This is a genomic window from Nocardia sp. NPDC023852 (genome assembly GCF_040639505.1).
Lineage (GTDB): Bacteria > Actinomycetota > Actinomycetes > Mycobacteriales > Mycobacteriaceae > Nocardia.
In genome coordinates this window covers 82440-95014 of record NZ_JBFAAB010000008.1, presented here as the reverse complement: position 1 = coordinate 95014, position 12575 = coordinate 82440, and the positions used below count along the sequence as shown (strand labels likewise).

Below are 12575 nucleotides of genomic sequence, written 5' to 3'. Positions count from 1 at the left end.
CCTCGGCGCGGATGCGCCGGAATCCCGGATTCACCCCCTAGGCTTCGCAGGCATGTCCTCTCGTCTTCACCGCCCGGTGCAGCGCGTGAACCGACAGCGCACAGACCGCAGCCGCGCACCCCACGACTTCGTGGTTTGCCTCGCAGCGCTGGCCGCCGTGGCAGGCTGCGCCACCAGCGACGCGGGCACGGCGACCGGCCCGACGGCCGAGACCACCATCGCCCCCGGGACCACCACGGCGTTTCCGCCGCATCTGACCGATCTGCTTCCTGGAATGCCCCCGCCGCTCTCGCCGACCGACGTGTATGCGGCCAACCGTGAGCTGCTCCCGAGCGTGGCCGACCACCGCCCGCTCGTCTATGTGCCCAACAGCGAGTCGAACACGGTTTCGGTGATCGATCCGAACTCCTTTCAGGTAATCGACACCTTCCCCGCCGGTGGACTGGAACCTCAGCACGTCGTGCCGTCCTACGACATGCAGACGCTGTTCGTCACCAACGACATGCCGCTGGGCGGGGGCAGCCTGTTGCCGATCGATCCGCGCACCGGCAAGCCGGGGCAGCCGGTTCCGGTGCGTGATCCCTACAACATGTACTTCACGCCGGACGGCCGATATGCGCTGGTCGTCGCGGAGGCGGACAAGTCGCTGGACTTCTACGATCCACGGACCTGGCAGAAAGTGCACGCCCTCGCGGTGCCCGACTGCGCCGGCGTCGACCACATGGACTTCACAGCCGACGGCCGGTTCGCCCTGGCCTCGTGCGAATTCGTGGGCCGGATGCTCGTTTTCGACGTCGCCGAGCACAGGGTCGTCAAGATGATCGACCTGCCGGGCGGTCGCTCCGGAAAGCCGCAGGATGTGAAGCTGTCGCCGGACGGCCACACGTTCTTCGTCGCCGACATGGTCGCGAACGGTATCTACACGGTCGACGCGCACACCTTCGACAGCATCGGGTTCGTACCGACCGGCAAGGGGACACACGGGCTCTACGTCACCCGCGACTCCAGGCAGATGCTCATCACCAACCGGCACGAAGGCAGCATCTCGGTCTGGGATTTCGCGGCGCACGCGCTGGTGCACAAGTGGTTCGTGCCCGGGGGCGGCAGTCCGGACATGGGCAACCTGTCCGCGGACGGCCGCGTCTTCTGGGCCACCGGTCGCCACCACGGGGAGGTGTACGCCATCGACATCGTCGGCTGGAACCTCTTGGCGCGCATCCGCGTCGGCAGGGGACCGCATGGTCTCACCATCTGGCCCCAGCCCGGCCGCTATTCCACCGGGCACACCGGTGTCATGCGCTGAGCCCCACACACCTCGCCGAACCGCGTGTGCGGTACAGAAAGCACACCAGCGCCAAAAGTCAGCATCGCAGGGCTGTTTAGGTACCGGCGGATGAGGAATCCGAAGGAGGGTCGCCCTCGTACTCGGAGACAGATCAGGAGGCAACCGGGCACAGGCCCAATCCACCCTCGACAAAACGACGGACGGTAGTCAGCCCGGCGTCCAGCGCGGGCTCGTAGCCAGGGCGCGCCCACCCGGTGAGCCTCGCGGTGCCGTCGCTAGCAGGAGTCACGCCGATCTCGGCCACCAGCTCGGCGGTGGTCGGCTCGCAGACGGCCCAGGAGAAGTGGGTCTCCTCGTCCCAGCCCGCACTGCGCCTGGCTACGTAATCCGGGTCGGTGATCCCCCCGGCCGCCAGCGCGGGGCGGTCATCGATGCGGTCGTCCGCGCGGAGAGAGCGCAGATACCAAGTGCCCGCGTTGATCTCGATCGGTTCCATCAGTCCTTGTCCTCCTCGTCGCGCTGGTGCCGCCGGGTGCCGAACAGTGCCCCCGCGAGCGGGATGGCCAGGAACCAGAGCCAACTGCCGGTGGTGAAGAATAGAATGACCGCGATGATCGGGATGGCGGCGACCACCCGAGCGCGCCAGTCGGCGAGGAATCCGCCGGTGCGATCGGCGGGCGGCGCCGCCGCCGTCACGGGCTCGGCGGGCAGATCCGTGAACACCTCGTCCAGATCACCATGGGTGAGCGCCGCAGCGACTGAGCCGCTGCGCTCGTCGAATTCCGCGACGCTGAGCCGCCCCGATGCGAAATGATCGGACAGTCGCCGCATCGCCTGCTCGCGTTCCGCGGTGCCGATCCGAATTTCGGGTAACTCCTCCATGAGGAAAAGGCTAGCGGGAGGATATTTCGCGATGGGCGAGATGTGGTTCGGCCACTACCGCCTCGATCGGTTGCTGGGTAGCGGCGGCACCGGGGAGGTCTGGTTGGCGTACGACACTGTCGCCAACCGATCCGTCGCATTGAAGGTGCTGTCCGCGGGGCACGCGGTTGATCCCGCATTCCGGCAGCGGTTCACCAGGGAAGCGCGGCTGGCGGCTCAGGTGCGTGGGCCGCACCTGGTGCCGGTCCATTCCTTCGGTGAACTGGACGGGCGACTGTACATCGCCATGGGCTTCGTCGAGGGTGCTGATGTAGCCGCGCTGCTGCGGCGGGACGGGCCGATGGCACCGGCTGCCGCGGTCGAGATCGTGGCCCAGACCGCGGCAGCGCTCGACACCGTTCATCGCGCGGGCCTGGTGCACCGTGACGTCAAGCCGTCCAATCTCATGGTGACGCCCAGCGGCACGGTGTACCTGATCGACTTCGGCACCGCGCACCGGACCGACCAACCCGCGATCACGGTCACCGGCACTGTGGTCGGCACGCTGGCATACATGGCGCCGGAACGGTTCGACGGCTCGGCGAGTGCCCGGTCCGACCAGTACTCGCTGGCCTGCGTGCTCTACGAATGCCTTACCGGGCAACGGCCATTCGGCAACGGCGACTCGGTCCGGCAGTTGCGTGCCCACGTGATGGACGCCCCGCCGCTCGCTTCCGAGGTCGATCCGGCCGTGCCCGCCGCGTTGGACGCGGTGATCGCCCGCGGCATGGCGAAGGACCCGGACCAGCGGTGGTCCAGCGCGGGTGAACTCGCGTCGGCGGGCTACGCGGCGGTGACCGGACGGGACGCGACGACGGTCGAGATCACGCCGGCGGTGGTGCGAACGCGCATCCCGCCGTCACCACGCTGGGTGCCGAAGGCAGCCCGCTCGAGCAGGGTGGTGGCGCGGACGGCTGTGGAGCCGCGGCTGGCGGTCGCGGCCATCACCGCCCTCGTCGCGATGATCGCCGGCGCGCTCTGGATCGGGCGACCAGAGACAGCCGACGCGGGCCCGGTCACTCCCTCGGCCCCGTCGTCGGAGGCCGGGCACGCGCCGCGACCGGACTTGACGTCGCAGGGGCCAGCCGCGCCGCCGCCGGTGCCGATTTCGGCGCCGACCCGTGTGGTGTCCGCAGCCGGCCAGCCGTGTGATCCCGCCGTCGACGCGCAGGCGGTCGCCGTCGACGGCATCCCGCTGACCTGCGTGGCGGTGGCGCCGGGTAGCGCGAGCTGGACTCCGTCGTTGGGCAAGCCAGGCGATGAGGTGGCAGCGGGGAAGGCTGATAAAGGTGGCGCCGAATCCGGGATCGACGAACCGCGCAAGGACAAGCCGGGCAAGGACCAGCCGGGCCACTCGAACCAAGGCAACGGCAAGCCGGAAAAGCCACGCAGGTAGGTGGGCGTGCTCGGGACTGTCGTCCAGCCCACAGTGGTGCGTACGGCCGGGTGCGGTTAGGCTCCGAAAGAGGATGGATTATTCGGTATTCGTATGGTGAGCTGCTGATTTCCGTTGTCGGCTCGTTCAGGTGAAGGCCGGGTCCGCCAGACGTCAATGGTGACTGGAGGTTCGCGATGGGGGAGGTGCGATTCGGGGGTTACCGGCTGGAGCGGCTACTCGGCAAGGGCGGCATGGGGCAGGTCTGGTTGGCGTACGACCTGGCTGCGACGCGATGGGTGGCGCTGAAACTCCTGCCCGCCGAACTCGCGGCCGTCGGGGGATATCGCAAGCGATTCGAGCGCGAAGCCGAGGCCGTTGCCGCGTTGCGCGATCCGCACGTGCCGCGGATTCACCACTTCGGCGAGATCGACGGTCGGTTCTATATCGACATGCAGTTCGTCGAGGGCGCTGACCTGGCGGGCAGGCTCGCGGCCGAGGGGCCGCTGGCACCGGACATCGCGGTCGGTATCGTCGGTCACGTGGCGGTGGCGCTCGATGTGGCGCATCGGGCCGGGCTGGTACACCGCGACGTCAAACCGTCGAACATCATCGTCCACCCCACCGGCTTTACCTACCTGATCGACTTCGGCATCGCACATGGGCTTGGCCAGACGGCCGTGACCACCACCGGCATGGCGATCGGCACCCTGGCGTACATGGCTCCGGAGCGGTTCACCGGCAAGGTGGACGGTCGCGCGGACGTCTATTCACTGGCCTGTGTGCTCTACGAATGCCTCACCGGCTCCCGGCCCTACGGCGACACCGATCCCGCCCAGCAGATGCACGCCCACCTGATGTCGGCACCGCCGCACGCCAGCTCGGCTCGCGTCGACGTCCCGGTCGAACTCGACGCCGTCATCGACCGGGGTCTGGCCAAAGACCCAGCCGAACGATTCTCCACCGCAGGAGAATTCGCCGCCGCCGCACGCGCGGCGATCGGTGCGCCCGCCCTGCGTGCGCAGATTGCACCGGTTGCCGCAGCCGACTCGATGCCGCCGACCACGCACCTCCCCGAACCCAGCCGTCCGGCAACGAAACTCCTGGCCGACGAACCCGCTGCGGAACATCCGCCGCGATCCGGGCAGGCTCCCGCGGCGGTCGCCGCGGGATGCGGGCCGACGCCGACGAAGGTGCTGCCGGAACCGGGGCCGCCGCCGACCTTGGTAGCGACGAGGCTGGATATATCCCCGATCGCGTTACAAGCAAATCCCGTTGTGGGACAGCATGATTTCTCGTCCCCCGACGCAGCGGAGAGTAATCGGCAGGCCTATTTCGATGCGCGCCGACCACAGGTGAGTGTGGGTCCGATGTATCCAGTTGCTGGGCAGTCGCATGCAGGCGCGCAGCAGTGGCACCCGAACGCGCCGTATCCGGCGGTTCCCGCTCGACGTGGCCAGGCGGGCACCGGGCCCAACCCAGGCGGATGGCAGGCGCGGCTGCTCGCACTCCAGGCGCGGGTGCTGGCACCGAGGCCCGCCGCCCCGTTGCCCGTGCCGTATCCGCGGACAGGCACACCCGCGCGCAGGGTCTTCCCCACTCCGGTCAATCGTCCTGGCTACCGACCTCGTCAGGCGCGCCCGCTCGTCCCGGTGCCGCGGCGACGGCAGCGGCGGAGCTTGATGTCGAAGGTGATCGGTTCCCTGATCGTGATCTTCCTGGCGCCGTTCGCCCTCGCCGCGGGATGTTTCGCGCTGATCGCCGTCGGGAGCAAGGCAAGTGATTCGGGCGGCGGTGCACCCGCCTCCCCACCCTCGGTGCGTGCGGACGAGCATCCCGGACCGCAGGATCGGTCGCTGCCGGAGCCCGTCGTACCGGCGTCGGTGGACACCCCGGTCCGCGACGGCAAATTCGAGTTCGTCGTGACGAAGGTCGATGCGGACGTGACGCGGGTCGGATTGCAAACGACCGCAGGATCGTTCCTGATCGTCACCCTGGCCGTCCGCAACATCTCCGACGAGGTGAAGTGGTTTCTGCCACTGGGCCAGCGCCTGTTCGACGCCCAGGGCACCCCTTTCGAGCACAATGCCACCGCCACCATGTGGCAGAACACCCAACAGCGCCTCGGCTATTCGTTCGAGCTGCGCCCTGGCCAGTCCGCCACCACCCAACTGGTCTTCGATCTACCGCCGCAGGTCAGCCCCGACCGTCTCGAACTCCACGACTTCGTCCTCTCCAACGGCGTCCAGGTGCACCTCAACTGACGCGAGGGCCGAGAACGCCGCCGCCGATCGAAACCGAGCGGGCGCGGACCCTGTTGTCCAGCGCCCGCTCGGAGACGGTCTTAGCCCGGTGTCTACTTGATTTCCGCGAGAACCGTACCCTGGGTGATCGCCGCGCCCGCCTCGACGGACAGGCCGGTGACCACGCCCGCCTTGTGCGCGTTGACCGGGTTCTCCATCTTCATCGCCTCGAGTACCAGGATCAGGTCACCCGCTTCGACGGACTGGCCTTCCTCGACGGCGACCTTGACGACCGTGCCCTGCATCGGCGCGGTGACCGCGTCACCGGAGGTCGCACCGCCGCCCACGCCGCCACGCTTGCGGGGCTTCGGCTTCTTGCGGATCACACCGGCGCCGTTGCTCGCCGCTCCAGCTGCTCCGGCGCCCACGGTGAAGTTTCCGGGCAGCGACACCTCGACCCGGCGACCGCCGACCTCGACGACAACCTTCTGTCGCGGCAGATCCTCGTCCTCGTCGGCCGCGGCGGCACTCACGCTGAACGGCTCGACAGTGTTGACCCACTCGGTTTCGATCCACTTGGTGTAGACCTCGAACCTCTCGCCGTCTCCGACGAACGCCGGGTCCTCGACGATCGCCCGGTGGAACGGGATGACGGTGGCAAGGCCGTCGACCTCGAACTCGGCCAGGGCGCGTCGTGCCCGCTCCAGCGCCTGCGTGCGGTTCTCGCCGGTGACGATCAGCTTGGCCAGCATCGAGTCGAACTGTCCGCCGATCACGCTGCCCTGCACCACGCCGGAGTCCACGCGGACGCCGGGGCCGGTCGGCTCCTTGTACACCGCGACCGGGCCGGGGGCGGGCAGGAAGCCGCGGCCGGCGTCCTCGCCGTTGATGCGGAACTCGAAGGAGTGGCCGCGCGGCTTCGGGTCCTCCTTGATCTCCAGCTCTTCGCCGTTGGCGATGCGGAACTGCTGGCGCACCAGGTCGATGCCCGCGGTCTCCTCGGTGACCGGATGCTCGACCTGGAGGCGGGTGTTCACCTCGAGGAACGAGACGGTGTCGCCCTGCACGAGGTATTCGACGGTGCCCGCGCCGTAGTAGTGGGCTTCCTTGCAGATCGCTTTGGCCGAGGCGTGGATCTTCGCACGCACCTCATCGGTCAGGAACGGCGCGGGTGCCTCCTCGACAAGCTTCTGGAAGCGCCGCTGCAGCGAGCAGTCGCGGGTGCCTGCGACCACGACATTGCCGTGCTTGTCGGCGATGACCTGCGCCTCGACGTGGCGGGCCTTGTCCAGATACTGCTCGACGAAGCACTCGCCGCGGCCGAAGGCGGCGGTCGCCTCACGGGTAGCCGACTCGAACAGCTCGGGGATTTCCTCGATGGAGTGCGCGACCTTCATGCCACGACCGCCGCCGCCGAACGCGGCCTTGATAGCGACCGGAACGCCGTACTTCTTCGCGAATTCCACCACCTCGTCGGCGTTCTTGACCGGGTCCTTGGTGCCGGCGGCCATCGGCGCGTTCGCGCGTTCGGCGATGTGGCGGGCGGTGACCTTGTCACCCAGGTCGCGAATCGATTGCGGCGAGGGGCCGATCCAGATCAGCCCGGCGTCGATGACGGCCTGGGCGAAATCGGCGTTCTCCGACAGGAAGCCGTAGCCGGGGTGGATGGCATCGGCGCCGGATCTGGCGGCGGCGTCGAGGATCTTGTCGAACACGAGATACGACTCGGCCGAGGTCTGCCCACCCAGGGCGAAAGCCTCGTCGGCAAGCTTCACGAACGGGGCATCGGCGTCCGGCTCGGCGTACACCGCGACGCTGCCGATGCCGGCGTCCTTGGCTGCCCGGATTACGCGCACCGCGATTTCGCCTCGGTTAGCTACGAGTACCTTCGTGATCCGTGCGCTGGCATGGCTGGGCACTGAGCCTCCTGTGTGCAATCTTTGGTCGCTTCGCGGGGGGTGGGGTCGCTGCGCAGGGCTCCGCTCCCGTGGTCGACAAACTTACGTCTCGGGCGAGTGTAGGCAGTCTGCCAACAGACACAGAACTCGGCTAGCCCTACTCAACGGTAGGTCGTAGATCACAACCTACGCGGGCAGTTTTCGGGACCGCAGTCCGCCCTACCTGCTGCGGGCGCGCCGTGCGGCGCCCGTAGGGACCTCGCCGGAATCATCACCCTTGGTGATCGGCATCCGCACCGTGTTCCCCCATTCGGTCCAGGAACCGTCGTAGTTGCGGACGGTGTCATAGCCGAGCAGATAGGTGAGGACGAACCAGGTGTGGCTGGACCGTACACCGACCCGGCTGTAGACCACCAGGTCGTCCCGGCCGGCCAGCGGGCGGTAGATCTCGTCGAGTTCCGCGCGCGGGCGGAACCGTCCGTCCGGGGCGAGCGACTCGGTCCACGGGATGTTGAGCGCGGTCGGAATGTGGCCGTCGCGCAGCGCGGCGTACTGGGGGTTGTCCGGCTTCGGCGCACCGGAATACTCCTCGGGTGAGCGCACGTCGATCAGCGGCTTGCCCAGGTGGGCGAGCACGTCCCCGCGGAAGGCACGAGCGGTGCCGTCGTCGCGGCGCACGGTCGGGTACTCGCTGCCGACACCGTAGGCCGGCTCGAAGGTCGCGTCGCGTCCTTCGGAGATCCATGCCGCCCGCCCACCGTCGAGCAACCGCACGTCCTCGTGCCCGAACAAAGTGAACACCCATGCCGTGTGCGCCGCCTGGGCATTGCCTCGATCGCCGTAGACCACCACCGTGTCGTCGACTTCGATTCCTTTGGCGCGCATCAGTTCGGTGAAGCGGGTTCCGTCGATATAGTCGCGCGTGACCGAATCGTTCAGATCGCCTCGCCAATCCAGCTTGGTGGCGCCCGGAACGTGCCCGATGTCATAGAGCAATATGTCCTCGTTGGACTCGATGATCGCGAGTCCCTTCGTGCCGATGTTTGCCGACAGCCATTCGGTGGTTACTAGTCGGTGAGGATGTGCGTAGGAACCGAATGAGGAATGAGGATCCGGGGCAACGGGCACGATGGGGTCCTTCACGCGTGAGTAGGCGGTGGTGACAACGGCTTCGGGTCTCACAGCGATGCTAGGTGTGGGGCGATAGTGACTCTCGTTTCAGATCACAAATCGGCTGAGGGCGAATTAATCGCACCTACATCCGATAAAGTCTCCCGAGAGGAGGGGTGAGCTATGTCCGATTCTTGGCCGCGGCGGCGACTGCTCGCGATCCTACGTGGCGCCAGCGAACCTCTCGACGCCCAAGAACTGGCCAGAATCACCGGACAGCACGTCACCACGGTTCGGTTTCATCTGGACGTTCTCACCAGGGAATCCCTTGTCCGGCAATTCCAGCAGCCACCTCGCGGCCGCGGGCGCCCGCGCATCGGATACAGCGCGGTCCAGCGATCGGTCGGCTACCAGGATTTGGCGCAGGTGCTCGCCGATCAGTTGGGGCCCGATCCGCGGCGTCGGTCGGAGGCTGCCGTCGCGGCAGGCCGGGCCTGGGGCGCCAAGCTCGATGTCGGCGACCATCGGATCGAATCGCTGGAGGACGCCAAAGACGTCACCATGACGCTGATGTCGGAGCTCGGCTTCGCGCCGGAACGCGATCCTTCTTCGGAGACCGACGAGCGGGTGTTGATCCGGCTGACGGCTTGCCCGCTGCGCGAACTCGCGCGGACGCACTCCGAGGTGGTGTGCGGTGTGCATCTCGGCCTGATCGAAGAGGTGCTCGATCGCAACGGTGCGCGCGGCGAGGTCGATGTCCAGATGCATCCGTTCGTCGAGCCGGAGCTCTGCGTGGCGCGACTGGAACTCATTGCCGCGCGGCACGCTGAAACCCACGAGGCGGCAACGGTGCCCGCCGGTGGTGATGTGGAGATTCCCGAGCCGCTGAGCGCGCCGTCAGGCCGTGTGGCCCCACAACTGCGTAACTCCGACCCCAACGTCATCAAGCAATCGGCGCAGCAGTGGTAGCCCGATTCCGATGACGCTGGAGGGGTCGCCGTCGATGCGATCGACGAACCAGCCGCCCAGCCCATCGAGGGTGAACGCGCCCGCTACCTGCAACGGCTCGCCGGTCGCGATGTAGGCGTCCAGCTCGTCCGGTTCCGGCTTGGCGAAATGCACCGTGGTGGAACTGTGGTCTATCGCCTCGGTGGTGACCTGCCCGTTTAGCAGCCGTAGCACGCAGTGGCCGGTCACCAGGTCCGCGCTGCGCCCCGCCATGGCGCCCCAGCGGGCGCGGGCGACCTCGGGGGTGTGCGGCTTGCCCTGCAGCTCGCCATCGATGAGCAGCATCGAATCACAGGCCACCACCACACAATCGGTGGCGAACTCGGATATGTCGGCGGCGACGGCTGCCGCCTTGGCGCGGGCCAGTTCGACCACGACCAGCTGGGGCGCGGTGCCCTGGGGGAGGGCACGGGCCACCGCGTCCTCGTCCACGTCGGATACTCGGACGATCGGGTCGATGCCCGCCGAACGGAGTACTTCCCTGCGGGCAGGGGATGCGGAAGCGAGAACCAGGCGCGTCACTCGCGCAGGTGGGACAGTTGGGGGAAGGCGTACGGGGAGAACGGCGAACTGCCGCGGTGCATCAGCGTCGGGCGGCCCCACAGGTCCGGCGGACCGGACCGGCCCGCCGGTGCGGCACCGTTCGCGGCGGCGGACAGGACACACACCAGCGCGGCGAGTTCCTCGTCGGTGGGTGCGCCCTTCACTATCCGGAAGAAGGGCTCCGCGGTGGCTTCGGCCGGTAGCGCGGCGGTCGCGTTCGCGTCGGTGGCCACTCGGACCTGATCCATGACCGGGTCGGCCGCGAGTTCCAGTTCGACGGCGCTCAACACATCTTCTTCTGCCACGGTCGTCACAGTGCCAGATCCTCTCTTTGCCTCGATCGCGTTGATTTGATCAGGCGTTCCCATATTTCGAAATACCCGAACAAAGCAGATCATCCTCGGATCAACTCATTGCGTCTCCGCAAGTGTGCGCGGCTTACGAGGATATCGCTTGATCACAGCGGGATGTTGCCGTGTTTCTTCGGCGGAAGGGTAACCATTTTGCGTTCGAGCAATCGCAGCGCCGATACGATTTGACCGCGCGTGTGCGACGGCGGGATGACCGCGTCCACGTAGCCGCGCTCGGCGGCGATGTACGGGTTCACGAGCGTGTCTTCGTACTCGTTCTGCAGCTCGAGCCGCAGCGCATCGACGTCTCCGCCCTCTCTGGCGGCCTGCTGCAGTTGCTTGCGGTAGACGAATCCGACCGCGCCCGATGCGCCCATCACGGCGATCTGAGCGGACGGCCAGGCGAGGTTCACGTCCGCACCCATGTGCTTGGAACCCATAACGTCGTAGGCGCCACCGTAGGCCTTGCGGGTGATGATCGTGATTTTGCCCACAGTGGCCTCGCCGTAGGCGTAGAGCAGCTTCGCGCCACGCCGGATGATGCCGTTGTACTCCTGGCCGGTGCCGGGCAGGAAGCCGGGAACGTCGACCAGGGTGATGATCGGGATGTTGAACGCGTCGCAGGTGCGCACGAATCGAGCCGCCTTCTCGGAGGCATCGATGTCCAGGCAGCCTGCGAACTGGGTGGGCTGATTGGCCACGATACCGACGCTGCGGCCGTCGATTCGGCCGAAGCCGACGATGATGTTCATCGCGCGCTCGGCCTGCACCTCGAGGAACTCGTCGTCGTCCAGCAGGCGACGGATCACCTCGTGCATGTCGTAGGGCTGGTTCGGGGAGTCCGGGATGATCGTGTCCAGCTCGAGGTCCTCGTCGGTGAGCGAGTCCTCGATCGCGCCCGAGACCGGGTCGGTGGCCGGGAACCGCGGCGCCTCGGCGCGGTTGTTGCTCGGCAGGTAGGACAGCAGGTCCTTGACGTAGTCCAGCGCGTCCTGCTCGCCGGAGGCGACGTAGTGCGCGACCCCGGACTTGGTCATGTGCGTGTGCGCACCGCCCAGATCCTCCATGGTGACGTCCTCGCCGGTCACCGTCTTGATGACGTCCGGCCCGGTGACGAACATCTGGCTGGTGCCGTCGACCATCACCACGAAGTCGGTCAGCGCGGGCGAGTACACGTGACCACCGGCGGCCGGGCCCATGATCAGCGAAATCTGCGGGATCACGCCAGAGGCCTGGATGTTGCGGTGGAAGATCTCGCCGTAGAGGCCGAGCGAGACCACGCCCTCCTGGATGCGCGCGCCCGCGCCCTCGTTGATGCCGATCAGCGGACGGCCGGTCTTCAGGGCCAGGTCCATCACCTTGACGATCTTCTCGCCGTAGACCTCGCCGAGGCTGCCGCCGAACACGGTGACGTCCTGGCTGAAGATGCACACGTCACGGCCGTCGATGGTGCCGTAACCGGTCACCACGCCGTCGCCGAGCGGGCGGTTGTTCTCCAGGCCGAAGTTCACGCTGCGGTGGCGTGCCAGCGCGTCGAGTTCGACGAAGGAACCCTCGTCCAGCAGGGCAAGGATGCGCTCACGGGCAGTCATCTTGCCCTTCGCGTGCACTTTGTCGACTGCGGCCTCACCCATCGGGTGCTTGGCCTCTTCCAGCCGATTCCGCAGGTCAGCCAGCTTCCCGGCGGTGGTGTGGATATCGGGGGAACCCGCCGGACCTGAGGCGGGCTGCTGCTGGACACTCGTCATGGCTCCGGAGTGTAACGAGTGCCAATGCTTCTTTCTATCCGACTCCGGGCTACCGGCGAGTAAAAACCGCAGCTAGATCAGGTTGCGGAACGCA

At 67.4% G+C, this 12575-nt stretch carries 11 protein-coding genes; 4 read left to right on the top strand and 7 right to left on the bottom strand.

What is annotated here, in order from left to right; translation table 11 throughout:
- Window positions 1-52: 52 nt before the first annotated feature.
- Window positions 53-1303: a hypothetical protein gene (locus AB0H00_RS14855; RefSeq protein ID WP_357265916.1), complete on the top strand. Its 1251-nt coding sequence runs from the start codon at window positions 53-55 to the stop codon at window positions 1301-1303.
- Between the two features lie 133 nt (window positions 1304-1436).
- Here the strand turns inward: AB0H00_RS14855 and AB0H00_RS14850 are convergent, their stop codons facing one another.
- Window positions 1437-1781, bottom strand: a complete 345-nt coding sequence (locus AB0H00_RS14850; protein ID WP_357265914.1) for a hypothetical protein — start codon at window positions 1779-1781, stop codon at window positions 1437-1439.
- Entirely contained in the window at window positions 1781-2167 is a 387-nt protein-coding gene (locus tag AB0H00_RS14845; RefSeq protein WP_357265912.1) for a DUF1707 domain-containing protein, read from the bottom strand. The genes AB0H00_RS14850 and AB0H00_RS14845 overlap by 1 nt, the downstream gene beginning before the upstream one ends.
- Window positions 2168-2198: 31 nt before the next feature.
- On the opposite strand from AB0H00_RS14845, the gene AB0H00_RS14840 reads away from it, so the two are divergent.
- On the top strand, window positions 2199-3602 hold the full coding sequence (locus AB0H00_RS14840) for a protein kinase (protein WP_357265910.1): 1404 nt from the start codon (window positions 2199-2201) through the stop codon (window positions 3600-3602).
- 176 nt (window positions 3603-3778) lie between these two features.
- Window positions 3779-5845: a protein kinase gene (locus tag AB0H00_RS14835; RefSeq protein ID WP_357265908.1), complete on the top strand. Its 2067-nt coding sequence runs from the start codon at window positions 3779-3781 to the stop codon at window positions 5843-5845.
- Between the two features lie 92 nt (window positions 5846-5937).
- On the opposite strand, the gene AB0H00_RS14830 is transcribed toward AB0H00_RS14835, so the two are convergent.
- Window positions 5938-7743 carry an acetyl/propionyl/methylcrotonyl-CoA carboxylase subunit alpha gene (locus AB0H00_RS14830; protein WP_357265906.1) on the bottom strand — a complete coding sequence of 602 codons (1806 nt, stop codon included), beginning with the start codon at window positions 7741-7743 and terminating at the stop codon, window positions 5938-5940.
- Between the two features lie 198 nt (window positions 7744-7941).
- Window positions 7942-8850 (bottom strand): sulfurtransferase, encoded by a 909-nt coding sequence (locus AB0H00_RS14825; RefSeq protein WP_357266123.1) that lies wholly within the window; start codon window positions 8848-8850, stop codon window positions 7942-7944.
- Between the two features lie 165 nt (window positions 8851-9015).
- Between AB0H00_RS14825 and AB0H00_RS14820 the strand changes: the two genes are divergently transcribed.
- A complete protein-coding gene (locus AB0H00_RS14820; protein WP_357265904.1) occupies window positions 9016-9801 on the top strand; it encodes a transcriptional regulator in 786 nt (261 codons plus the stop codon).
- On the opposite strand, the gene AB0H00_RS14815 is transcribed toward AB0H00_RS14820, so the two are convergent.
- From AB0H00_RS14815 to AB0H00_RS14805, 3 genes are all read right to left on the bottom strand, one after another.
- Window positions 9730-10362: a nucleoside triphosphate pyrophosphatase gene (locus AB0H00_RS14815; RefSeq protein WP_357265902.1), complete on the bottom strand. Its 633-nt coding sequence runs from the start codon at window positions 10360-10362 to the stop codon at window positions 9730-9732. The two genes, AB0H00_RS14820 and AB0H00_RS14815, sit on opposite strands and share 72 nt — an antisense overlap.
- Window positions 10359-10697, bottom strand: a complete 339-nt coding sequence (locus AB0H00_RS14810; protein WP_357265900.1) for an acyl-CoA carboxylase subunit epsilon — start codon at window positions 10695-10697, stop codon at window positions 10359-10361. Before AB0H00_RS14810 ends, AB0H00_RS14815 begins: the two co-directional genes overlap by 4 nt.
- A gap of 143 nt (window positions 10698-10840) precedes the next feature.
- Window positions 10841-12481 carry an acyl-CoA carboxylase subunit beta gene (locus tag AB0H00_RS14805; protein ID WP_357265898.1) on the bottom strand — a complete coding sequence of 547 codons (1641 nt, stop codon included), beginning with the start codon at window positions 12479-12481 and terminating at the stop codon, window positions 10841-10843.
- Window positions 12482-12575 lie beyond the last annotated feature (94 nt).

Excerpts from the sequence above, each read along its gene's own strand:
- AB0H00_RS14855 (WP_357265916.1), top strand. The coding sequence starts at position 53 with ATGTCCTCTCGTCTTCACCGCCCGGTGCAGCGCGTGAACCGACAGCGC.
- AB0H00_RS14850 (WP_357265914.1), bottom strand. The coding sequence starts at position 1,781 with ATGGAACCGATCGAGATCAACGCGGGCACTTGGTATCTGCGCTCTCTC.
- AB0H00_RS14845 (WP_357265912.1), bottom strand. The coding sequence starts at position 2,167 with ATGGAGGAGTTACCCGAAATTCGGATCGGCACCGCGGAACGCGAGCAG.
- AB0H00_RS14840 (WP_357265910.1), top strand. The coding sequence starts at position 2,199 with ATGGGCGAGATGTGGTTCGGCCACTACCGCCTCGATCGGTTGCTGGGT.
- AB0H00_RS14835 (WP_357265908.1), top strand. The coding sequence starts at position 3,779 with ATGGGGGAGGTGCGATTCGGGGGTTACCGGCTGGAGCGGCTACTCGGC.
- AB0H00_RS14820 (WP_357265904.1), top strand. The coding sequence starts at position 9,016 with ATGTCCGATTCTTGGCCGCGGCGGCGACTGCTCGCGATCCTACGTGGC.
- AB0H00_RS14805 (WP_357265898.1), bottom strand. The coding sequence starts at position 12,481 with ATGACGAGTGTCCAGCAGCAGCCCGCCTCAGGTCCGGCGGGTTCCCCC.